A 24,435-nucleotide genomic window follows, 5' to 3' on the forward strand; every position below is an offset into this window, starting at 1 on the left:
ATTTAAACCACCTTTAACAAATAATTAATATTATTTTTGTTGAAGTCAATAAAGAAATAGAAAATATAAGTAAAATGAAAAACACTAAAATCATCCAGGATTTAGAGAAATTAGGGATTAAAGGAAACTATGAAGTAGTGTACAATCCTTCTTACGAAGAATTATACCAGGCTGAAGTTTCTCCTGAAAATCAGGGATTTGAGAAAGCTGAACTTACAGAATCTGGCGCAGTATCAGTAAAAACAGGAATTTTCACAGGTCGTTCACCTAAAGACAGATATATTGTTCAGGATGATGTTACAAGAGATACAATTTTCTGGGATGGTAAAGTAAATTTACCTACTACTGCAGAAATTTTCGGGTCTTGTAAAGAACTAGTGCTGAACCAGCTTGCTGAATCTAAAAAGATCTATGTAGTAGATACATTCTGCGGAACGAATGCGGATACGAGACTTAAAGTAAGGTTTATCGTTGAAGTAGCATGGCAGGCGCATTTTGTTACTAATATGTTTATTCGTCCTTCTCACTATGAGCTTGAAAACTTTGGAGAACCTGATTTCACAGTAATCAACGGTTCTAAAACAATCAACCCTAACTGGGAAGCTCAAGGATTGAATTCTGAAAACTTCATCATGTTCAACCTTACTGAAAAACTACAGATCATCGGAGGTACATGGTACGGAGGTGAGATGAAAAAAGGGATGTTCGCGATGATGAACTATTACCTTCCATTAAAAGGAATGGCTTCAATGCACTGCTCTGCTAACGTAGGAGAAAAAGGTGATGTAGCTTTATTCTTTGGTCTTTCAGGAACAGGAAAAACTACTTTGTCTGCAGATCCGAAAAGATACCTTATCGGTGATGACGAACATGGTTGGGATAACAACGGAGTATTCAACTATGAAGGTGGATGTTATGCTAAAGTTATCGACTTATCAGAAGAAAAAGAACCGGATATCTTCGCTGCCATCAAGAGAGATGCACTTCTTGAAAACGTTGTTGTGAACAATGGACTAGCAGATTATACAGACGGATCAATCACAGAAAATACAAGAGTTTCTTATCCAATTTATCATATCAACAAAATTGTATTGCCATCTAAGGCTGGTCATGCGAAGAAGATCGTTTATCTTTCTGCAGATGCATTTGGAGTACTTCCTCCGGTTTCAATCTTGAATGAAGATCAGGCTCAATACCACTTCCTTTGCGGTTATACATCAAAATTAGCAGGAACGGAAAGAGGAATTACTGAACCTCAGCCATCTTTCTCTCCGGCATTTGGTGAAGCATTCCTTACATTACACCCAACAATGTATTCTAAAACATTGATCGGTAAAATGCAGGAGCACGGAGCTAAAGCTTATTTAGTAAATACAGGCTGGAATGGTACTGGAAAGAGAATTTCTCTGAAAGATACAAGAGCAATTATTGATGCAATCATTGACGGTTCTATCGATAATGCTCCTAAAACTCAGGTTCCAATCATGAACCTTGAGATTCCAACTGAGTTACCAAACGTTTCTACAGGTATTTTAGATCCTAGAGATACCTATGAGAGTGCTTCAGAATGGGAAGAAAAAGCAAAAGATCTTGCATCAAGATATATCAAAAATTTTGAGCAGTACTGTGATACTGAAGAAGGTAAGAAATTAGTTGCTTCAGGACCTCAATTGCAGGAACAAACTATCTAATAGTTATTAATAGCATACAAAAAAGCCTCATCATTGATGAGGCTTTTTTATTTTTTATATCTGCTGTGCAATCTATAGGAAGAATATAAGCCGAAAAATTACTTCAAGCTTAATAAAGCCAACCTATACCCATCCATCCCAAAACCAGATAAAACTGCATCCGTATTTGCTGCCGTTACAGACTTCTGCCTGAATTCCTCTCTTTTGTAGATATTGCTGATGTGAACTTCAAGCTTTGGTTTTCTAATGTTTTTCAAGCAGTCAGCTATTGCATAAGAATAATGGGTAAAAGCTCCCGGATTAATTATTACAGCATCAAAATCGTCTTCCTGAAGTCTGTTAATAAGTTCCCCTTCAATATTTGACTGGTAATATTTTAATTCATGAGATTGAAACTCGGATTTTAAAATTTCCAAATAGCTTTCCATAGAAACATTTCCATAGATTTCAGGTTCTCTAGTGCCTAACAGGTTGAGATTAGGTCCGTTTATAATCAAAACTTTCATACTATAAATTTAGAAACTTTTTTTAATTAATGATCAGAAATTTCAGCATAGATTGACTTTTATTGAATTGAATTATTAATAATGATATTTGTCATGTTTGATAAAATGATAATAACTACAACTCCTTGCAGTAATGGGTTTTATTAAAATCTTATGTTAATTTTTGAAAAATTATCATGAAAAAATAATAAGTCTACTTGTTTTGTAGACTAAAAGTTTTTAGCTTTGCAACCATATTTCGATCGGCTTATAAAGAAAGATGGAGGGAACTGACCCTATGAAATCTTGACAACCTACCCATTGGGCAAGGTGTTACGTTCAGCCTTTTAAGGAAAAATAAGCAATTGGTTAATCGTATTTATCGATGCCCTTTGCTGACTTTTCTGCAAAGGGCAAAATTTTAATATATGATAAATAAAATTGATTATGATTAGCAAAAACCTATTCTCTGCTAAAGCCTGGATTCCTCCGGTTGCTGCATTTTTTCTTGGAGTTACCGGTGTACATGCACAGAATTCCAAGCCGAAAAAGGATAGCCTTCATGAAAAAGAAATTGATGAAGTTGTAGTCGTAGCCTATGGAAAAGCTAAAAGAAACAGCTATACCGGTTCCGTTGCTACAATTTCAAGTGATAAGATCAATAACAGACCTGTAACCAATATAACCAAGGCATTGGAAGGGCAGGTTGCCGGGATTCAGACAACGAGTGCATCGGGACAGCCTGGTGCGGTTTCTACCATCCGGATCAGGGGGATTGGTTCAATAAGTGCTTCCAGCGATCCGTTATATGTGGTAGACGGAATTCCTTTTGACGGAAATATTAACTCTATAAGCCCAAGTGATATTGAATCCATCAGTGTTTTGAAAGATGCTACAGCGAGTGCGTTGTATGGGTCAAGAGGAGCAAACGGGATTATCATCATTACCACAAAATCAGGTAAAAAAGGAGAAGCAAAAGTTAATTTTAATATCAGTCAGGGATTTTCCGGAAGAGCTGTAAAAGATTACGAACAGGTAAGTACAGACCAATACTTTCAATTATACTGGGAAGCCTTGAGAAACGGATACCAGTCTGGAAAAGTATCTTCTCAGCAGGCTGCGCAAATGGCAACAGACAACCTTGTCTCTACTCTTGGGATCAATCCATATGGAACAGCATATCCGAAACCTGTAGGAACAGATGGGAAATTATTACCCGGTGCATCACCACTTTGGAATGATGACTGGAGAGATATTCTGCAGAGAGTGGCTTCAAGAAATCAGGTAGATCTTGATATCAGCGGAGGAAGTGAAAAAAGTAATTATTTCTTTTCATTGGGATATCTGGATGATAAAGGGATGGCGATTGAATCAGGATTTAAAAGATACAATACCAGATTAAAGATCAATTCTGAAGTAAAAAAATGGCTGAATGTTGGGGTAAACTTAAGTTACACAAACAGCATTCAACAAGCGCCGACTTCTTCAGATTCTAAGGCCAGCAATATCATCAATGCTGCTAGATTTATTCCTTCATTTTATCCTTATTATGAAAGAAATGAAGACGGAAGCTATATTTTAGGGGCAGACGGTAACCCGATTTATGATTTTGGAAAGTACAGACCTACCAATGCACTTCAGAATCAGAATGCAGCTGCAACATTGCCATTAGATAAAAACGAAAATAAAGAAGATAACTTCTCAGGAAAAGGATTCATGGAATTCACTTTCTTACCGGAGTTGAAATTCAAAACGAGTTTTTCTGTTGATTTGGTGAATTATAACGGACATTATTATTCAAATCCGTTGCTGGGACAAGGCGCTGAGATTGGAGGTTCAGTAACGAAAACCAATACCAGAACACTTTCTTATACAACCAGCAATATTCTGACATACGATAAGAAATTTGGGAAGCACCACGTAAATGCTCTGGCAGGACATGAATTCTATAAATACGATTATCAAACTATTTCAGGAACAAGAAGTCAGTTCTCACTGCCTTATTACTATGAGCCGGATGCAGCTTCTCTACTGGGAAGTTTCAGTGGAAACAGTAATAAATTAAGCTTATTGAGTTTCCTTGGAAAGGTAGAGTATGATTATAACAATACTTACTTTTTATCAGCATCAGGAAGAGCAGACAGTTCTTCAAGATTTGCGAAGGATAACAGATGGGGGAGATTCTGGTCAGTGGGAGGTTCATGGAAAATATCCAATGAAGAATTTGTAAAAAGCCTGAATGTTTTTAATCAATTAACATTGCGTGCCAGCTACGGAGGTCAGGGGAATGATAAATTACTTAGACCCAACGGACAGCCGCTTTATTATGCATATCAGGAGTTATACAGGTTTATCAGCCTTGGTGGAGAACCGGGAACAACCCTTGAAAAAACGTCTACCAATAATGTAAAGTGGGAAACCAACCTTAATTTGAATGTAGGATTGGAATTCGCGATTCTGAATAACAGGGTTAAAGGAAATATCGAATACTTCAAAAGAAAAAGCCAGGATCTTCTGTTTAATATGCCGGTTGCGCCGTCGTTGGGAATCAGTGATTATCCGGCGAATATCGGAACGATTCAGAATACAGGATTTGAATTTTCATTATTTACAACACCTGTTAAAACTGAGGATTTCCAATGGAATGTAGATGTAAACCTGAGTACTTTAAACAACAAAGTAACCAAATTACCAGGAGGTTCTCTTGTGGTGGGTAGCAAGTTATTAACGGTAGGAGGTTCTGTATATGATTTCTTTATTCCGGAATGGGTGGGTGTAGATCCAAGCAATGGAAAGCCATTGTGGAAAACGGTCTCTACAGATGCCAGCGGAAATTCAGTTGAAGGAACTACTTCGGAATATTCAAAAGCTACAAAACTTTTACAAGGTTCCGCATTACCTAAACTGACCGGAGGTTTAAGTACAAGTATTACCTATAAGAATTTTGATTTTTCAGGATTACTGACATTCAAGATCGGAGGGAAGATTCTGGATACCGATTATACTTCCATTATGCACAACGGAAGTGCCGGCGGACGTGCATGGAGCGCAGAAATGTTGAATAGATGGACCCCAGAAAATCCTTATACGGATGTTCCGGGATTGAGTACAACAACGAATAACTGGACCTCAACATCTTCAAGATTCCTATACTCCGGAACGTATGCAAGACTTAAAAATGTAAGCTTAGGATATACCCTTCCGGAAGATTATTTTGAGAAAATAGGATTGAAAAAGTTTAGAATTTATATCCAGGCAGAAAACCTTCTGACCTTCTACAAACATAAGGGAATGGATCCTGAGCAGGCATTGGACGGAACAACGTATTACAGATATCCTGCAATGAGAACGATCACTTTTGGTCTTCAGGCAACACTTTAACCTTTAAAATTGAAACAATGAAAAAATTAAAATATCTATCGTTTGCTCTTATCGGATTTTTGTCGCTGGCAAGTTGTGAAAGTGAGCTGGATACTGCTCCGACTGATCAGGCCAGCAGCGTAGAAGTTTTCAAAACAGCCGAAAGTGCCGAAACTGTGGTGAATGGTACCTGGGCAAAATTTAATAATGATGGAACAACCTATGCCAATATCGGGTATTCCACTGTTTTAAGAGCTAGTGATGCCATGGGAAGTGATTTAGCGGTACTGACCAATAAATATGGCTTTGCTTCTACCTATGCTTTTACAGAAATGGTGAACAGTACGGCAAGCAGACCTTTGTTCATCTGGACGATGTTGTATTCAACCATCAATAATATGAATAATGTGATTACAAGAATTGATGGAACAGAAGGAAGTCAGGAGAAAAAAGATCAGGTGAAAGGACAGGCAAAAGCATTGCGTGCTTTCTGTTATCTGAATCTGGCGAGCTTTTATCAGTTCAGTTATCTGAAAGATAAGTCAGCATTAACAGCTCCCATTTATACTGAACCTTCTACAACAAGTACTGTAGGGAAGAAAAGAGCAAGTCTTGAAGAAATTTATACTTTAATTAAAAGTGATCTTACTGATGCAGACAATCTGTTGAAAACTTATACAAGAAATAATAAAGATAAGATTAACCGAGCTGTTGTCAACGGACTTCTTGCCAGAACTTATCTGAATACAGGTGAATGGAGCAAAGCTTCAGCATCTGCAAAAATTGCAAGAGAAGGTTTCCCACTGATGGCACCAGAAAAATATAAAGACGGCTTCAATGATATCAACAATGCTGAATGGATCTGGGGACATGCACAGACCCAGGAACAGTCCGATGAAAGTTATGCCTTCCATTATCTGGATGTTTCTTCATCAGGAAGTTATTATTACAGTTTTATGGCGGATCCTTATTTTAAAGATCTTTTTGATACCAATGATATCAGGTCTCAGTTATTTTCATGGGATGGGCAGAAAGGTAGAGAAGGATTGCTGAGGTATGCTAAGTTTAAATTTAAGCCAACCCTTATTGCAGACATTGTTTACATGAGAGCGGCTGAAATGTATCTGATTGAAGCTGAAGCCGAAGCCAGAAACGGAAATGTATCTCAGGCAGTAACAGTCTTGAACCAGTTAAAATCAGCGAGAAATGCCAATATTTACAATGGTTCCTTATCACAAAATGACGTTGTAGCAGCAGTTTTGATTGAAAGAAGAAAAGAATTATTTGGAGAAGGGTTTTCCCTTTCAGATATTATCAGAACGCAGGGGACTGTGGTAAGAAAACCGTTTGTAGATGCTGATGGCAAACCTATAAAAGTTCAGATCACTACACCAGAAGGAACAGTGAAAACAGTAGACGGTAAAGGGCATTCTGTTCTTGATTTCCCGGATAAATCTGCTTTTACACCCAACAGTAACTATTATTTATTCAGTATTCCTCAGAGAGAGTTTGAGAATAACCCGAATTTATAAGATATAGTCCATAATTAGATTGATTTTTTTAAGCCATCGCGTTTTGCGATGGCTTTTTTATTAAAAAACCGTTGCTTTTTTAGCAACGGTTTTGTTTTTTTAAATTATTTTTTACTATTTAAGGATTACTTATATTTTGAGCTTTTGTAATAATCATACTTTTTCCTAGAAATCTTAGAAGAGATGCAATTTTATATAAATCATAATCTATTATCTCTCGTTTTCCATCTAAAACATTCTGCAAAAATTCCCAATCCTCAATTAAGCTTCCCATTGTTAATTCTTTGGGCTCCTTATATGGGTCATATAATTCTTCATCAGTAATATTCCAATACAAGTCATTATTAAAAGTAAAAAAAGTTGAATCATTTAATTTTTCTAACTCATTAATTAAAGCATCAATAAGTTTTTTAATGTCTGCTTTTTTTAATTCGGGTTTACTATTTTCCATTGAGTATATTATTTATATTTTTATGAAATGTCTTTATCTCATGTTGCAAGTGCTTAATTCGACTTTGGATAATTTTATTTCTAACAATTTCATTAGGCGCTTTTTTGAGAATGCCAACATTGTCATATTTGTCAGGATTCAGTATGTATTTTGTTAATTTTGATTGGTGCTCAATTATTAAGTTTTTAAAAGACTTTATTGATTTTATTGATTCTTTAGACAGTAATATTTTTAATCCTTTTCCTGCACCAGCTGGTCCAATAGGAACATCACCTGTTATATATTTAATTTCATGCCATTTGCCATATGAATAAAAATAAGTCTTGCTTCCATTAATAATAGGCGATTTCTCCCAAGTCCAGAATTCTTCATCAAATGCATTATAATTATTTGTTGTATGAGTTTGCCATTGTTTTGCATTTTTTGGACAGGTAGGGCAATCTCCATCATCACTATCTTCTACAACGGTAGTTTCTTTATGTGCTAAGAAATTAAAAGCAGTAACCATTAATCCCTGTCCTGCACCCATCCAGAAATTTCCACCTCCGAGTACGGAACCTACACCACCACTGACAGCTCCATTGAACAGAGCAAAACCATCACTTCTTAGTATATTATTTTCTCCTACATGTTTTACAGCCAGATCTAACAAATCATTAGACGCGCTTGCAAAGGTTCCGCTTAAAGCTCCGCTCCAGAAGTTTCCTCCCTGCATGTAAGATAATGTTCCTTGGGCAATTGCATGAGCTCCGGCCTTAGCAATAATAGTTCCAGCCTTTTCTAAGCTTTCTGCAACTTTAGTTCCTGCAAGGAAAACATCTCCAATGGCACTGCTGATACCTGCTGAGGTCAGTGACATCACTACAGATTGGAACATATTCCCTATGTTTATAGGCCTGTTCAGGTAATAATCTGTTGCAGTAGATGTAAATATAGCAATTCCAATCGCAATTAATGCGTCATCCCATCCCATGATCTCTCCTGTAGGGTCGTTAAACATCAGAGGGTTGTTCATTACATAGCTATACTTATTATAATTTTGAGTATTATAAGGATCCTGAATAAATTCATCGGCATTTAAGAATCTTCTTAATAATGGATCATATAATCTTCCATTCATATGGATGATACCTATTTCTGCAAAATGCTCATGGCTGGTATAGCCGCGATCTATAACGAGATCCTTCGACAAGTTCAGAATGATATTTTGGTCACTAATGATGGCTCCGTTTCCTATTTGAAGATGGGTGAAACTACCCCATGCATCAAAGTGTCTCTGTTCCAATTTGTTTCCGGTTTCATCACTGATCGCCAGAATACTTCCAATATAATCTTTATGCAGAAATTTATATGAACCGGTATTCTCTGTAAAGTTCTTTAAATATACAATATTAGATTCATACGGGTTCCCACCAATATAAACAAGATGTTTTTCCTTTCCGGTTGTATTGTCTTTTACCACCTCAAAGCTCCCATCCTCACTATAAAACTTAGTGAACTTACCATCTCCATCAATGCTGAAATTATCACCATAGGTTACTCTTTGTCTCATTGAAGTTAAGCCATACTGGAAGGCTGCGTCTCCCTTCATTCCATCAATAAATACAGGGTCATTGTTTTCATTATAAGTAATGGTTTGTATTAAATCATTATTATAATTTTGTTCTCCGGCTGCATTAAGGGTCATTCCGGTAGGCTGGTAGATCTTAGCAGGATTTTCAAACTTGATCGTTCCTACCTGATCGTTTTGGGTAATTCTTCCTTTGATGTCATAGACATTTCTGTTCGTCGTTGGCTTGATTCCTGTTACAGGATTTGTCCAGTTTACCAAACGGTTATTATTATCATAATCAAAAGATTCATTAATGTTAAAATCTCCTCCCGTTGTTCTGCTCTTCAATTCATTTTTGATCGCATCGAATGAGTAGGAGAGTTGCAGAATGCCTGGTTTTACCTGTGAGGAATGATTAACATTTGTTAGGAAACCATTGTCATCATAGATATTGTTAATATCTGCTGCTCCTAGTTTAGATTTCAGGACCTGTCCTTTGGCATTGGTTTCTTTAAGTTCCCACAATATCTTACCTGATAACTTATCTTTAACCTGATACAACTCACCGCTCCAAGCGCTGTAAACATTCTCAATCTGAACTTTAGTAAGGACGCCGGAAGAATAGAGTTGCTTTTCATATGAGGTTACTCTGGCTTTATCATCATAAATAATCCCTTTTTGGATAAAATATTTTCCATTACTGCTTTCGGATGAAGATAATAGTCTACCCTGAGGGTCATACGAAACCTTTGAGCTATAAGCTTTTCCCTTAGATGTTCCGAATTTTGAAATTATTCTTCCTTTGTCATCATAAGCAAAAGAAATTAGTTTATTAGTGGCTTGGCCTCCATCAGTTGCAGAGATTTCCTTTTGAGAAATCAACTGCCCTAAGTTATTATAAGTGTACTCCTTAGTCCCCTTTGGGCTTATGGTCTTTTTAAGTTGTCCAAAGCCATCGTACTCATACTGATAGGTTCCGTTGGATGGATCATTAAATTCTGATTTCCTTCCCCAAGAATCATATTTAGTAGTAACTGCATTTTCTGCATATTGAGCTTTAATCTGCTCTCCTGCAGCGTTATAAAAAAAGTTGATCGTTCCTCCCATATCAATGCTGGATATAATATTTCCTAAAGCATCTGTTGTTTTGGATGTGGTTCTTTCATAACCATTCAATTCTTTTTCTGTAATAGTGTTTCCCGAGATGAATGTTTCTGTTTGTTTTCCATTAAATGCCTTACTTGTCACTTTAGCAGGGAAGAATATATCATTATAATAAATCGTGTTCCACTGGGTTGGATTTTGCCCTTCGAAATAAGGCTCGGATTCATTAAGTTTTCTTCCAATACCGTCATATTGAGTCTGTTTGGAAATATATTTCCCCTGTCCAAAAGATTTTGTAGATGTTTTATAATCCTGTCCCCATTTGTTTGTATATTTTTTAGAAATATTGCCATCGGGATCATACTGAATCACTGTAGAATTATATTCTTTGTCTTTTATATATTCATAACTGGTAATTCCTGTAAGGTTAGTTTTGGATTTTACTAATTTCCCCCAACTGTCATACTCATTGTTAAGTACATTTCCAAGTGCATCAGTTTGCTTTTCAACCAATCCCCAGTCATTATAAATAATGTTGGTTTTTAGCCCCAGATTATCAGTTTTCTCAACCACAAATCTTCCCAGATTATCATATTTTGATTCAGTTTTTTGTTCCTGAGAGTCAGTACTGTTGCTTATCGTTTTCTTTGTGATGTTTCCAAACCCATCATGATTATAACTTTCTAATACATATTCTGTATTTTCTCTGTTCCATATTTTCAGAGATTTCAACAGATTACTATCATAAGTATATTCTTCCTTAGCAGATTTGATATCTCCATATGCTTGAATAATATCCGTTTTTACACTTGGTTTTCCAATACTATAATTATTTCCGGGTGTTGTATTAGGAGGGTAATATTCCAGTTTGGATGTTAAAATAGAAAACCCATCATTGATATTTGTTACAGATTTTTTAGGTAAATATAAGTTATCATATTCTTCTACACTATGTACTGTTTTTATGTTTTTTAGAAAGTCCTTTGAAATCGTAATGGTTGGGTTTATTGCTGTTACAACTTTATTCTTATCTACATTAGAAACGTTTGTGACGACTGTTCCGTTTAAAAGTTTATCAATTTTGTAGCTATATTGCTTGAAGGATAATAGCTGATTGTTGTTTAATGAAATATCTGAAGGAAAAGCCTCTGATTCATATGAAGTTCTTATACTCCATTCCTTGCTAGGTAAACCTTCGTTTATTGGATCTATCTCAGAGCCATTCCAGATTTTCTTATCATTCATAAGCCATTCTGTAAAAAATACAGATCTGGCAGTTTGTCTGAAACCGATCATTCCTTTTCCATGAAGATTTCCGATGAGATCTCTATAGCGGAATATTTGTTTCCTCCCAAGTTGTGTAAGTTTAGAAACGACATAATAATTGAGGTTTTCTATAATATTTACAAATGGATAAGTTACTGGATTTGTACTGTAAAGAGATTTATAAATAATTCCATCATTCACTAGTTTCGAATATTCTATATCAGTTTTTATTCCTGCCTGGGTTATGGATTTTATTCGGGAAACTACATTCAGTTTATTGCCCAAATCCCAAGTGATTAGTTTTGTCTTGTGAATAATTGCAAATTCAGTATTAATCTGTGATAGACGGAAAGAACCAAACAAAGGAATGTAATGCTCACCATAACCGGAAAAATTAAGATCTTCACATTCTTTACAGTCAATTTCTTTAGGTAAAATAGTGTAGGCTCTGGTAAAAATAGGTTTTCCATGATTGTCTATTGCGTCATTTTTGAAATATTCAAATCCATAACTTGAGCTCCAGTCATTCCAATTTGCCTCGCTACGGGCAAATACCTGTGATTCAAAAACAATAAAATCACTTTTCCCATCTTTATTCAAATCTGATGTAGAATAAGTTCTGGTAATATTTCTATTTTTTCTTGGAGCTCCCTGCCAGCTTGGTTCATATAAGTATAAATTAGAATAATAATGTTTTATAAATCCTTTACCTGTAGATATATATAGTCTCCACTCCCGGGAGCCTTTGGCAATAGGAGCAATAATATCTGTTTTTCCATCTCCATTAAAGTCACCAAAATACAACCTGTTTAGAGATTCCAAATTTGAATCAAAGAGCTTATTAAAAGCATTATTACTTAATGTATAAACAGAAATTTTATTTTCATCAGGTATATACAGATCAGATTTACCATCATTATCAACATCGGCAATAACTATTCTGTCATAAGAATTGACGATAATTAATTTGCCGTTATCATCATAGTCGGTGAACGTTGTAAATAAAGATGTTATATTCCTATTTAATCCTGTTTTCAGATCAATGTAAAAGTACTCATTTTTTGTTTTTGTATCAGTATTGCCACTACATTTAGAAGTTGTAGTTTGATTTAAAGAATATAATATTTCTGATATACCATCTCCATTAAAATCACCTTCTTTAACTTTTTGAAAGTATTCTAATTTATTGATGGAACAATTACTTGTACTATATTCATAAGGAGCTGAGGTAACAAGATTGGGGTAGCTAGACACATCTAATTCGTTCGTTGAAATAAGACTAAGTGTATTATTTTCTTCCAAAGCATATGTTCTGAATTGTACCTTTTTATTCTGATAATCTATTTCTGACGTTACTATAGCTTGTCTAGAGGTGATTTTATTTTCTTTGGGTATATTTACTGCTCCAACTATTTCTCCTGCAAAATTAATATTTACAAAATTTCCTGTCCCATCTAGCCTTCCAAGCATTATGGTATTTCCTCTTACGAAATCCACTTTTCCATCTCCATTAAAATCTCCCGAGATAATATTATCCCCAAAAATTTCATCATATCTGTCATTTTGTTGGAAAATATTGGTTACTTCAGGATCGACTTCATTTTTAAAAACGATAGGGTTAGCAGCTTCATCCTTAGAGTTATATTCTGTTATTTTATCAATAAACTGATAATTACTTGCATCTTTCGAATAATCAATACCATATCTTTTAAATTGATTTCCGTTTACATTGACATTAACTCCCGACAAAAGCTTATTTTGGACAAAATATTGACCTTGTAAGTATGATTGTTCTCTAAAAGCCCTGTCAATATGATTAAATTCTATGTTATTAAAATGAGGTTTGCCCAGTATTTCATTACCTCCCCAGGATATTTTTTTTAAAAGACTGGTATTGGCATCTGTTGCAATTGTACAGTCCAGTTGTCCAGTCATTATATCAATGGTGCATCCACCTCCGAAATATTGCTTATCATATTCATAAGTAAGATAGTTTCCTTGAGTATCTTTCCATTTGGTAATATTATATTCAGTGAGTGTTCTGCCGGTATCAATTCCATACCAAGCTTGGGAGCCATCTTCAAAAGTTACTTCAAAATAAAGCGGTCCATTTTGCTCCGGATTATTTCCTGCCGATTTAATTTTAATGTTAGAGTATTTCTCAGTGACATATTCTGCTCCATCTTTTCCATATTCACCAGATTTCAAAATTAATCTCTGACCATTGAAGCTGTAATAGTCGGAATAGTCTAATTGAACTCCCTTAACTTGTCCATCTTTCTCAATCGTTTTTCCTGTTCTGGAAATAGAAGTAATTCCGGTTAGGGTCCATCCGTATCCTGCAATTCCGTTTCCTGCCCCGCTGGTGTAGACAAGATTAATCTGAGGTGCTACACTTTTCACTCCCGGAGGTAAAGCAATCGGTAAAGTAAACTGTAGCTGACCGCTACCATTTACTTCGATATTTCCTTTTGTATCGTGAAATTTGATACTATCCTCTTTTGTTCCCGATGGATTAGTTGCGCCCGCATTTGAATCTGCAGGACCTCCTCCCGGATTCTCTGTCGCCGGACCTATCTTGGCTACAAAAGGATTAGAAATAGAGGCTTTAGCTTGAAATCCTGGTGCTAACACCACTGTTTGAGGATCCTGAACCGTTCTTGAGGTGTTTTCTGCCTGATATAGGATGGTCTGTGAAAAGCCCATTACTGACCATAATGACAGTATGAATGATGAAAATAATTGTATTTTCTTATCGTAAAGCTTCATTATTCTTATCGTTTGGTGATGTTTTTACTGAAAATTCTGCCGTCTTTTAGCGTGAAGCGCACAACATATACTCCCCAGTCATAACTTGTCATATTAATTTTAACCTGGCGGTTTAAGTCTGGGATATTCTGTTGCTGGAATTTCCAATGAACTGTACTGTGCTGATACAATGAAACGGATTCTATGAGTCCATCTATTTCCTCTGTCCAGTCTATCGTAAGATAGTCATTAACAGGAACAGGGTAGAGGCGTATTTGTTTCAGGAATGTTTTTTCATCAATAGTGGGAGCTTGTCTGGTAACGGCTGCTACTTTTGAATCTTTTGAAACGATTTCTTCAGCCTTTTTACCAGCTGCGTCGATTCCTCTATATCTCTGGTTTCCTGCTTCATCATATTTAAAGTAAACTTCGGTTTGGGAAAAGCCGAAGAATCCTATCATCAATGATGATAGTGAGAGTAATTTTCTTTTCATTTGTGGTTATTTTTGTGTTGATAATAATTTCTGAACCTGCTGCTCAAGCTTTTCAATTTTAGCAGATTGGGCTTTTAGAGCTTCATTTTCATTTTTGAGCTGTTTAATCTGGTTATTCTGCTCAATTGAATAAAGAGTAAGCTCTTCAATTTTCTGCAATAATTTTATTTGGAATTCACCCACATTTACACCTTCTTTTTCCATTACTTTAGCAGAAGCAATTTCAGGAAGGTGCTTTTTTTCTTTAATGTGTTTTTCAACTTCTTCTAATTTTGGAAGATCATATTTTTCATCAAATACAAAATCAGCAGTAGGAGTTAGGGTTACTTTTACTTCTTTGGCTTCAAGTTTACCTTGTAACGAAGCATTTCCATTGGGCTTAATGGCAAGTTGTACTTTCTTGTTTGTAATAAAATTAATCGCTCCAAAATCCGGGGTTGTAATCTCATTTTCAATATTAAAGTCACCATAAGTTCCATATCTGAAGTTACTGCCTGAATATGTAGAATTTACTTCCAGATTAGCGGTAGTACTATTATATGTTAAATTGACTATGGCACTACCTCCGGTTGGCCCGAAAGATGTAAACTTTCCTAAAACTAAATTTTGGTTATTAGTATTATCCTGAGCTACATGCAATTTAGCATCGGGACTTGTAGTACCTATTCCAATATTCCCATTAGGCTTAATTCGAAGACTCTCAATATTATTAGACTTCAGAACCAAAGGTTGATTATCTGTAGTTCCAATAAAATTATTGGATGAGTTTGTCCCTGAATTTCCTGTGATATTCCAACTTTGAGCAAATGTAAATGATGACACTAGCAGTGCAATCGAAAATAATTGTGTTTTCATAATTGTTAATTAATTTTTTTTGTAAAACTATAATCAGAAGACGACAAATAATGTCGTGTATAATAAAAATTCTATTAATGAGAAATTATTTATTTTTTTTCACTTGCGAATTTAAGAAAAAATATAGCTTCGTGTTGGTAATATTGTGTTGTTTTAGTTGTTTTTAATAAAAATCATTTAGATTTATGATTTGTTTAATGATTATTTGGTTTTTCTATTCTTTTTGTTGGAATAATTGTCTATATGATGAATTTTTTTAGTTGAATACTTTCCGTTAAAATAAATTGGAGCAAAAAACTATGCTTTTATGAACTAGTCCCATGACAAGAGTTCTCAATTTTAGAAAAAATCTCTACCTTTGTAACAATGAACCTCTTAAGATGGATACTGGCAATTTACTTTATGGCGTTATCACTGATGCCATGTGAAGACACGTCTCATCCATTGAATACAGGTGATAATAAGGTTTCATTAAGTATTAATAGTGCTCATTCTACAGAAAAAGGAGATATATGTTCTCCATTGTGTGCTTGTAGCTGTTGCCAGATGACTGTCTCAGCATTTAAGATGGATCCACTATTGGAAATTCCAAATCAGATTCCTGCTTATTTTTCAAAGAAGATTCTATTCCACAAAAACGATTTTGCTTACCAGATTTACGATCCTATCTGGCAGCCTCCTAAAATTTAATTTTTATTGACTTTTAGAAAGCCTATGCTTTCTGATACTTAACTGTGCTTGAAACTTTGCAATACCATTGCAGAGGTTTTCAGGATATTTTTGCTGCAGTATTTTATACTGCGTGCATTCACTTTTCAATAAAAATTAAATACAAATCGTGTTAGATAAAATCATAAAATTCAGTATCAAAAATAAAGTGATCATTGGTTTAATGACGTTGGTGCTGATCATCTGGGGTACGTGGAGTGCTACCAGATTACCGATAGATGCTGTACCGGATATCACCAATAACCAGGTACAGATTATTACCGTATGTCCTACATTAGCAGGACAGGAAGTGGAACAGTTGGTAACCTTTCCCATTGAGCAGAGTATTGCCAATGTTCCCGATATTCAGGAAACAAGAAGTATTTCAAGATTCGGACTTTCTGTAATTACAGTAGTGTTCAAGGAAAATGTAGATGTGTATTTTGCCAGACAGCTCATTAATGAACAGCTGAAAAACGCAGTAGAAGAAATTCCAAAAGGAGTAGGAACTCCGGAGTTGGCTCCCGTAAGTACAGGTCTTGGAGAAGTGTATCAGTATATTCTTCACCCTAAAAAGGGAAGCGAAAAGAAATACAATGCCAAAGAACTCCGCACCATGCAGGACTGGATCGTTCGCAGACAGCTGAACGGAACTCCGGGAGTGGCAGAGATTAATAGTTTCGGTGGCGAATTAAAACAGTATGAAGTAGCTATCGATCCCAATCGGTTAAAAGCAATGGGAACAAGCATTACGGAAATATTTACAGCCCTTGAAAAAAATAACCAGAATACAGGAGGAGCTTATATTGATAAAAAGCCCAACGCCTATTTCATCCGTGGAATCGGATTGGTAACCTCTCTTGAAGACATTAAAAACATTGCGGTTAAAAACGAAACAGGAAGCGTTCCGATTTTTATAAAAGATGTAGCCGATGTCCGTTTAGGAAGTGCTGTTCGTTACGGAGCATTGACGTATGACGGGAAAGTAGATGCCGTGGGTGGAGTAGTGATGATGCTAAAAGGAGCCAACAGTAATGAAGTGGTCAGCAACATCAAAGCAAAAATTCCCACAATTCAGAAGTCTCTTCCGGATGATGTCATTATAGAGCCATTTCTAGATAGAACCGATCTTGTAGACAGAGCCATCAATACCGTACAGAAAAACCTCATCGAAGGAGCGCTAATTGTAATTTTCGTTCTTGTTGTTTTCCTTGGAAATCTGAGAGCCGGACTTATCGTAGCTTCAGCCATTCCGCTTTCATTACTGTTTGCTCTTGGAATGATGAATGTTTTCGGGGTAAGTGCCAACCTGATGAGCCTTGGTGCTATAGATTTCGGATTGATTGTCGATGGAGCCGTTATTATTGTAGAAGCTACTTTACATCATTTGGGAGTAAGGAAATCTGTCCGTGCATTAACGCAGTCTGAAATGGATGAAGAAGTATTCCTTTCTGCATCCAAAATAAGAAGCAGTGCAGCTTTCGGGGAAATCATCATCCTTATCGTATATATCCCGATTCTTACATTAGCTGGCGTAGAAGGAAAAATGTTTACCCCAATGGCGAAAACAGTAGGATTTGCTATTCTTGGAGCTTTAATTTTATCCCTGACCTACATTCCTATGATGAGCGCACTGTTTTTATCTAAGAAAATATCCCACAAAGAAACCTTCTCCGATAAAATGATGAATCGCTTGCAAAAGGTTTATCAGCCATTATTACAGAAAGCGATCAAAGTAAAATATATCATTGTTTCGGCAACCGCTGTAGTCTTCCTTATCTCTGCTTTTATCTTTAAAAATTTGGGAGGGGAATTTATCCCGCAGCTGCAGGAAGGAGATTTTGCTTTTCACTGTATTTTACCACAGGGGAGCTCATTGAGCCAGAGTATAGAAACTTCCATGCAGGCGTCAAGAATTATCAAACAGTTTGATGAGGTGAAAATGGTGGTCGGAAAAACGGGTTCCGCTGAGGTTCCTACAGATCCGATGCCACCTGAAGCAACCGATATGATTGTTGTATTAAAACCGCAAAGTGAATGGAAAACTAAGAAGTCCTATAATGAGCTTGCAGATGAGATCAGTGAGAAACTGGAAACGATTCCCGGGGTATTCTTTGAAAAAAACCAGCCTATTCAGATGCGTTTCAATGAACTGATGACCGGTATCAGACAGGATGTTGCTGTGAAAATTTTCGGAGAAAACCTTGATTCCTTAGCTGTGTATGCAGATAAAGTTGGGAAAATCATTCAGACAGTGGACGGAGCTACAGCCCCTCAGATTGAAAGAGTTAGTGGCCTTCCACAAATCAATGTTCAGTATGACAGAACAAGAATTGCCAATTACGGATTGAATATTGAGGATGTCAACAATGCAGTAAGTACAGCGTTTGCAGGAAAAGCTGCCGGACAGGTTTTTGAAAATGAAAGACGTTTTGATCTGGTAGTCCGTCTGGATAGTCTTCACAGAACGGATATCTCAGATGTGAACAACCTGATGATTACTTCCGGTACAGGAGCACAGATTCCATTATCGCAGGTCGCGAATATCAGTTATAAACTTGGACCTGCACAGATCAGCCGTGAACAGGGAAAACGTAGAATTGTCATCGGATTCAATGTAAAAGACCGTGATGTGGAAAGTGTGGTGAAAGATATTCAGGCAAAACTGAATAAAGTGAAACTTCCTTCCGGATATTACTTTACCTACGGAGGACAGTTTGAAAACCTTCAGGAAGCCAGCAAACGTCTGATGATCGCTGTTCCAGTATCATTGCTTCTTATTTTTATGCTGTTGTATTTTACTTTCCGTTCATTCAAACAGGCTGCATTGATCTTTACAGCCATTCCTATGAGTGCAATCGGTGGTGTATTTGCGCTTTTAGTGAGAGATATGCCGTTCAGTATCAGTGCCGGGATCGGATTTATTGCACTTTTTGGAGTTGCAGTACTGAACGGAATTGTTTTGATCGGAACATTCAACCAATTAGAAAAAGAAGGGGAAAGCGATATTCTGAAAAGAGTATTTGATGGAACAAAAACCAGATTGAGACCGGTATTAATGACTGCAACAGTAGCTTCTTTAGGATTTTTACCGATGGCTATTTCTACAGGTGCGGGTGCTGAAGTACAAAAACCATTGGCAACAGTGGTGATTGGTGGTCTGGTGACAGCTACTTTCCTTACGTTATTCGTTTTGCCGATGCTGTATATCATTTTTAACACAAAGATTTTGAAAAGAAGAAATAACAATACGGGAATGTTTACAGCAGTTCTTGTTGTAGGATTCATGATGCTGGGACAGACTTTTAAAGCACAGTCCAGACCTATCTCTGTGGAACAGGCGGTAGAGCAGGCGGTGAGCAATAACTTAACCCTGCAGTCAAAAGATCTGAGCATTAAATCTGCTGAAGCATTAAGACCCACAGCAAAAGAACTTCCCAAATTAAGCTTTGAAGCTCAGCTTGGACAATACAACAGTCCGAAGTTTGACCAATCGTTTGCTATTTCACAGAGTATTCCTTTTCCCACTTTGTTTAAAGCAAGAAAAGACTTAATCAATGAAAATATTAAAAGCAAACAGATTGATAAAGAAATCACAGCCAATGAGCTGATAAAGCAGGTACGAACCTATTATTATCAGATTGAATATCTCCAGTATAATAAAGCTCAGCTAACCAGTCTGGATAAATATTATGAGGAATTTATCAGAATCGCGACCGTAAGATTCAAAGCAGGTGATATCAAAAAGATTGAAATCAGTACCGCAGAAACCCAGAAAGGAGAAATTGATCTGCTACTCAGACAGAATGAAGTATATCTGAATAACGCTTATAAGAATTTAAAAACTCTGATGAACACTTCAGAAGATATTGAAGTTCCTTTTAATAAAGATTATGCCCCTTTAAAAGCAGAAAATGTACTCGACAGTGCTGTAGTTGTCAACAATCCTACAGTAAAAGCTTTTTATCAGGAAATGGAAATTGCAGAAAAAAATAAGAAAGTTGAAAAATCACTTGGGCTTCCTGATTTCAGCTTAGGATATACCAATCAGTCTTTGATAGGCTTCCATACTGTTAACGGACAGGAAAATTTTTATAATTCAGGAAAACGTTTTCAGTCGGCAACAGTAGGAGTAGCAATTCCTTTGACGTTTGGCGCAACCAAAGCAAGAATTCAGGCTCTGGAATATGACAGACAGGTTGCAGAAACCAATGCAAAAATGCAGCAGAAACAACTTTCAGCACAGTTGGACAATGCTTTTAGCCAGTACCAGCAGGATATTCAGCAGTATGATTATTATACAAGTCAGGCATTGCCTAATGCTGATAAAATTGTAAAAGCAGCCCAGTTGGGATATAAAACAGGAGAAATTTCCTATGTGGAATATCTTTTTGCCCTCCAGACTGCTACCAATATTCAGTTGAAATACCTTGAATCTATCCAGCAGGTAAACCAATCTGTAGTGACCATTAATTCAATCATTAATAAATAATATGAAAGCGCTGAAATACAATATCAGACAAAATACATTCTTAGATATGAAACTCAAATATAATATCATACCTCTTATCCTGATTTCACTATTACTGACAAGTTGTGGAAAAAAAGAAGCCGCAGAAGAAAAGGCTCCTGAAAAAACAGAGCAGAAAGAATCTGCCCACGAAGAAGGTCCACAAACTATAGCCTCGCTTACAGAAGATCAGATGAAGTCTGTAGGAGTTGCTTTGGGAACAGTAGAAATGAAAGAACTGACCTCTACCATAAAAGCGAATGGTCTTCTCAGTGTTCCGAATAGTAATAAAGCAACCATTACTTCCCTGTACGGAGGAATTATCAAAACCATCAATATTCAGGTTGGAAGTATCGTGAAGAAAGGACAAGTTATCGCAACCATTGCCAATCCGGAATACATCCAGCTTCAGGAAGATTATCTGACCACAAATAGCAGAATTACTTATGCGGAACAGGAATACAGAAGACAAAGAGAACTTTTTGATAATGATGCAGGAGCGAAGAAAAACCTTCAGAGTGCCGATGCTGAGCTGAAAACATTAAGAACAAAAAGAGCTTCCCTGCTGAAACAGCTTCAGATGATGGGAATAAGTCCCGGGAAGGTAAACAATGGAAATATGAAATCAGGTTTGGTGATCACTGCCCCTATCAGCGGAACGATCAGCAGTATTACAGCACAAATTGGAAGTTATGTAGATATTTCTTCTCCCGTTGCCACAGTGATTGATAACGGTTCTATCCATCTCGATCTTCAGGTGTTTGAAAAAGATCTTCCTAAAATGAGAGTAGGGCAGATTGTTCATTTTAAACTGACCAACAATCCGGAAATCGAATACGACGCGAGAATTTACAGCATAGGTTCCTCTTTTGAGAACGAAAGTAAAACTATTTCTATGCATTGCGAAGTGATCGGAAACAAATCCGGACTGATTGACGGGATGAATATCACCGGAATCGTAAGCCTTGATAAAAGTACAACCCCTGCAGTTCCTACAGAAGCAATTGTAGAAGCAGACGGAAAATACTACGTGTTTATTCAGACGGATAAAAAAGCGGAAGAAGAACACGAAGAAAAAGGAAAACCCCATTCGAAAACCTTAAACTTTGAAAAAATTGAAGTGGTAAAAGGAACTTCCGATATGGGATATACCGCGATAACTCCGGTAGGAAGTATTCCGGACAATGCAAAAATAGTAGTGAAAGGAGCATTCTTTGTCAATGCGAAACTGGTGAATTCAGGTGAGCACGAACATTAATGAAACCAGCCGGAACCAGTAAAATGTCGATTTTTATCCTTAAATTAGAGCTGTTTACAGAATTTTTTATTGAATAAAAACGGCAGGAAAAAGCAAAGATTATCTCACCGAATTTAATAAATGACCTGATTATGTTACTGAACAAAAAAATATCAGTCTGGTATTTCATCCGTGAAATAAAAACCCAAATTCTGTTCATCGGAATATTTGCCATTGCCATTGGCCTTCTGGACGAATTGCCGTGGTTTCGCAAAATATCACTGCCGTTGAATATTCCTGCATTGCTGGGAACAGCAGTATCATTGCTGCTGGCATTCCGAACCTCCCAATCTTACGAAAGATGGTGGGAAGCCAGAACAGTCTGGGGAGCCGTTGTCAACGATTCCAGAACTTTTGTGAGACTGGTTATTCAGTTTATGCCTGCCGGAGATGATAAAACCATAAAAGATTTTGCCGAAAGACAGATCATCTGGACCTATGCCCTTGGAGAATCGCTGAGAAAACTTCCATTTTCTGAAAAAGTTCAGCAATATCTGGATCAACATCAGATCAAAGGAACCAATATTCCCAATGCTATTCTGGATGAACATTCAAAACAGTTGAAAGAAATTACAGCTTCCAAAGGACTGACGGATTTCCAGCAGATGCAGCTGAACGATATTATCACAAGGCTCTGCGACAGTATGGGAAAATGTGAAAGACTGAAGAATACGGTTTTTCCACGCTCATACAGTGTTTTAGTTCATATTCTGATCTATGTTTTTGCCGCCATCCTTCCGTTTGGACTTGATGATTCACAGCTGTTGGTAGAAATTGCAATCACTTTCCTGGTTCCGGTGACATTCATTGCTATTGAAAAAACATCCATCATTATGCAGGATCCTTTTGAAAATGGCCCTGTAGATACTCCGATGACTTCTCTTGCGCAAACCATAGAGATCAATATCAGACAAATGATCGGTGAACAGAATGTTCCGCCTAAAAAAGAAAATACATCTTATTACGAAATGTAATTAAACCATACATACAATATGGAAAATACACCAAAACAAACCGTTTCTGCAGGAAGCAGACATAAAAAAAGCTTACTGATTGTTCTGTGTCTCAGTGGGACTTATCTTATTGCTGAGGTTATTGGCGGAATCATGACCAATAGTCTTGCATTATTAGCCGATGCCGCTCATATGCTCACCGATGTGGTAGGATTATTGTTGGCATTTATAGCCATTAAAATTGGAGAAAGAAAAGCTGATCCTTCCAGAACATACGGATACTACCGTACTGAAATATTGGCAGCAGTAGTGAATGCTGTTGTTTTACTTGGAATTTCAATCTATGTTTTGTTTGAAGCATACCAGAGATTTCAGAATCCGCCGGAAGTACAAAGCAAATCAATGCTGATTGTAGCCGGAATCGGGTTGATCGTTAATATTGTCGGAATGATGATTTTGAGAAAAGACTCAGAAGGCAGCCTGAATATGAAAGGCGCTTATTTTGAAGTACTTTCAGATATGCTTACTTCAGTAGGCGTAATGATTGCCGGGGTGATTATGCTGACAACCGGATGGTATTATGCCGACCCGTTGATTTCGGCAGCAATTGGACTGCTGATCTTTCCAAGAACATGGAGACTGTTGAAAGAAGCAATCAATGTTTTACTCGAAGGAACTCCAAAAGATGTTGATATCCATGAACTTCGTACATCTCTGGAAAAAACTCCCGGGGTAAAAAATGTTCATGATCTGCATGTATGGTCGCTGACATCCAGTGTCAATGCAATGAGTGCCCATGTTGTAAAGGAAACGGGATATTCTCAGAATCAATTATTAAAAACATTAACGGATATCACTGTTAATAACTTTAAGATCAGTCATACCACTTTTCAGATAGAGGAGGAAGGCTATGAAGAAAATGAAGTACATCTGTAAAAATTTAAAAGCGTACAATGAAAAAAGATATAGAACACAAGCTCATTGATAAAAATACCAAACCTACCAGTATGAGGATTCTGGTATATGATTTCTTAAGCTCTCAGGAAGCGGCTTTATCTCTTTCTGAAATAGAAAATCATTTTGACAATGCTGACAGAATTACCATCTACAGAACATTGAAAACCTTTGAAGAAAAAGGAATTGTTCACAGCATTCAGGAGAACACAACCACAAAATACAAACTTTGTGAAGATGATTGTGATGAAAAAACACATAAAGACTGGCATCTGCATTTCTACTGTAAAATATGCAAACAAACTACCTGTAAAGAAGATATTTCCTTCCCGGAAAATATACAGACCAATTTCAGGATTGATGAAATAAGATTGTTTGCTAAAGGAATCTGCGAAAATTGTCTCGAAAGTTTGCAATAGCATTGCATCAGTCTCATCATTACATTTGTATAAAAATATTCAGTTATGGAAAAATG

Annotated in this window: 14 protein-coding genes and 1 riboswitch; of the genes, 9 read left to right on the forward strand and 5 right to left on the reverse strand. The window is 36.6% G+C overall.

Translation table 11 applies throughout. The features are described from left to right. Nucleotides 1-74 precede the first annotated feature (74 nt). Entirely contained in the window at nucleotides 75-1,691 is a 1,617-nt protein-coding gene (pckA, locus tag DYR29_RS17175; protein WP_213277831.1) for a phosphoenolpyruvate carboxykinase (ATP), read from the forward strand. Nucleotides 1,692-1,789: 98 nt separating this feature from the next. On the opposite strand, the gene DYR29_RS17180 is transcribed toward pckA, so the two are convergent. Beyond that, the gene (locus tag DYR29_RS17180; protein ID WP_213277832.1) at nucleotides 1,790-2,197 is read right to left on the reverse strand and encodes a type II 3-dehydroquinate dehydratase; all 408 of its coding nucleotides are present in this window, start codon (nucleotides 2,195-2,197) and stop codon (nucleotides 1,790-1,792) included. Between the two features lie 244 nt (nucleotides 2,198-2,441). Continuing rightward, nucleotides 2,442-2,540, forward strand: a riboswitch (SAM riboswitch). An 83-nt stretch (nucleotides 2,541-2,623) separates the two neighbouring features. Here DYR29_RS17180 and DYR29_RS17185 point away from each other — a divergent pair. Then, the gene (locus DYR29_RS17185) at nucleotides 2,624-5,557 is read left to right on the forward strand and encodes a SusC/RagA family TonB-linked outer membrane protein (protein ID WP_213277833.1); all 2,934 of its coding nucleotides are present in this window, start codon (nucleotides 2,624-2,626) and stop codon (nucleotides 5,555-5,557) included. A 17-nt stretch (nucleotides 5,558-5,574) separates the two neighbouring features. After that, nucleotides 5,575-7,068, forward strand: coding sequence for a RagB/SusD family nutrient uptake outer membrane protein (locus DYR29_RS17190; RefSeq protein WP_213277834.1), 1,494 nt, complete (start codon nucleotides 5,575-5,577; stop codon nucleotides 7,066-7,068). Nucleotides 7,069-7,186: 118 nt separating this feature from the next. Here DYR29_RS17190 and DYR29_RS17195 read toward each other — a convergent pair whose 3' ends face one another. From DYR29_RS17195 to DYR29_RS22860, 4 genes are read right to left on the reverse strand one after another with little or no spacing between them, the layout of a single operon-like run. Continuing rightward, nucleotides 7,187-7,519 (reverse strand): hypothetical protein, encoded by a 333-nt coding sequence (locus tag DYR29_RS17195; protein WP_213277835.1) that lies wholly within the window; start codon nucleotides 7,517-7,519, stop codon nucleotides 7,187-7,189. Then, nucleotides 7,509-14,210: an RHS repeat-associated core domain-containing protein gene (locus DYR29_RS17200; RefSeq protein ID WP_249413528.1), complete on the reverse strand. Its 6,702-nt coding sequence runs from the start codon at nucleotides 14,208-14,210 to the stop codon at nucleotides 7,509-7,511. Before DYR29_RS17200 ends, DYR29_RS17195 begins: the two co-directional genes overlap by 11 nt. 5 nt (nucleotides 14,211-14,215) lie before the next feature. Then, nucleotides 14,216-14,683 carry a hypothetical protein gene (locus tag DYR29_RS17210; RefSeq protein ID WP_213277836.1) on the reverse strand — a complete coding sequence of 156 codons (468 nt, stop codon included), beginning with the start codon at nucleotides 14,681-14,683 and terminating at the stop codon, nucleotides 14,216-14,218. A 6-nt stretch (nucleotides 14,684-14,689) separates the two neighbouring features. Further along, on the reverse strand, nucleotides 14,690-15,538 hold the full coding sequence (locus tag DYR29_RS22860; protein ID WP_249413529.1) for a cell wall anchor protein: 849 nt from the start codon (nucleotides 15,536-15,538) through the stop codon (nucleotides 14,690-14,692). A 366-nt stretch (nucleotides 15,539-15,904) separates the two neighbouring features. On the opposite strand from DYR29_RS22860, the gene DYR29_RS17220 reads away from it, so the two are divergent. From DYR29_RS17220 to DYR29_RS17245, 6 genes are all read left to right on the forward strand, one after another. Then, the gene (locus DYR29_RS17220; RefSeq protein WP_213277837.1) at nucleotides 15,905-16,228 is read left to right on the forward strand and encodes a DUF6660 family protein; all 324 of its coding nucleotides are present in this window, start codon (nucleotides 15,905-15,907) and stop codon (nucleotides 16,226-16,228) included. Between the two features lie 148 nt (nucleotides 16,229-16,376). Continuing rightward, nucleotides 16,377-20,738: a CusA/CzcA family heavy metal efflux RND transporter gene (locus tag DYR29_RS17225; RefSeq protein ID WP_213277838.1), complete on the forward strand. Its 4,362-nt coding sequence runs from the start codon at nucleotides 16,377-16,379 to the stop codon at nucleotides 20,736-20,738. Nucleotides 20,739-20,784: 46 nt separating this feature from the next. Continuing rightward, the gene (locus DYR29_RS17230) at nucleotides 20,785-22,014 is read left to right on the forward strand and encodes an efflux RND transporter periplasmic adaptor subunit (protein ID WP_213280651.1); all 1,230 of its coding nucleotides are present in this window, start codon (nucleotides 20,785-20,787) and stop codon (nucleotides 22,012-22,014) included. A 131-nt stretch (nucleotides 22,015-22,145) separates the two neighbouring features. Next, nucleotides 22,146-23,027 (forward strand): bestrophin family protein, encoded by an 882-nt coding sequence (locus DYR29_RS17235; RefSeq protein WP_213277839.1) that lies wholly within the window; start codon nucleotides 22,146-22,148, stop codon nucleotides 23,025-23,027. Between the two features lie 18 nt (nucleotides 23,028-23,045). Next, nucleotides 23,046-23,942 (forward strand): cation diffusion facilitator family transporter, encoded by an 897-nt coding sequence (locus DYR29_RS17240; protein WP_213277840.1) that lies wholly within the window; start codon nucleotides 23,046-23,048, stop codon nucleotides 23,940-23,942. 17 nt (nucleotides 23,943-23,959) lie between these two features. Then, nucleotides 23,960-24,379 (forward strand): Fur family transcriptional regulator, encoded by a 420-nt coding sequence (locus DYR29_RS17245; protein WP_002983024.1) that lies wholly within the window; start codon nucleotides 23,960-23,962, stop codon nucleotides 24,377-24,379. The last annotated feature ends 56 nt before the right edge of the window (nucleotides 24,380-24,435 follow it).

The sequence above is a fragment of the Chryseobacterium indologenes genome (assembly GCF_018362995.1).
Lineage (GTDB): Bacteria > Bacteroidota > Bacteroidia > Flavobacteriales > Weeksellaceae > Chryseobacterium > Chryseobacterium indologenes_G.

Coding starts and splice junctions, on each gene's coding strand:
- DYR29_RS17210 (WP_213277836.1), bottom strand. CDS start 14,683: ATGAAAAGAAAATTACTCTCACTATCATCATTGATGATAGGATTCTTC.
- DYR29_RS17190 (WP_213277834.1), top strand. CDS start 5,575: ATGAAAAAATTAAAATATCTATCGTTTGCTCTTATCGGATTTTTGTCG.
- DYR29_RS17200 (WP_249413528.1), bottom strand. CDS start 14,210: ATGAAGCTTTACGATAAGAAAATACAATTATTTTCATCATTCATACTG.
- DYR29_RS17195 (WP_213277835.1), bottom strand. CDS start 7,519: ATGGAAAATAGTAAACCCGAATTAAAAAAAGCAGACATTAAAAAACTT.
- DYR29_RS17185 (WP_213277833.1), top strand. CDS start 2,624: ATGATTAGCAAAAACCTATTCTCTGCTAAAGCCTGGATTCCTCCGGTT.
- DYR29_RS22860 (WP_249413529.1), bottom strand. CDS start 15,538: ATGAAAACACAATTATTTTCGATTGCACTGCTAGTGTCATCATTTACA.
- DYR29_RS17230 (WP_213280651.1), top strand. CDS start 20,785: ATGAAACTCAAATATAATATCATACCTCTTATCCTGATTTCACTATTA.
- DYR29_RS17245 (WP_002983024.1), top strand. CDS start 23,960: ATGAAAAAAGATATAGAACACAAGCTCATTGATAAAAATACCAAACCT.
- DYR29_RS17235 (WP_213277839.1), top strand. CDS start 22,146: ATGTTACTGAACAAAAAAATATCAGTCTGGTATTTCATCCGTGAAATA.
- DYR29_RS17220 (WP_213277837.1), top strand. CDS start 15,905: ATGAACCTCTTAAGATGGATACTGGCAATTTACTTTATGGCGTTATCA.
- DYR29_RS17240 (WP_213277840.1), top strand. CDS start 23,046: ATGGAAAATACACCAAAACAAACCGTTTCTGCAGGAAGCAGACATAAA.
- pckA (WP_213277831.1), top strand. CDS start 75: ATGAAAAACACTAAAATCATCCAGGATTTAGAGAAATTAGGGATTAAA.
- DYR29_RS17180 (WP_213277832.1), bottom strand. CDS start 2,197: ATGAAAGTTTTGATTATAAACGGACCTAATCTCAACCTGTTAGGCACT.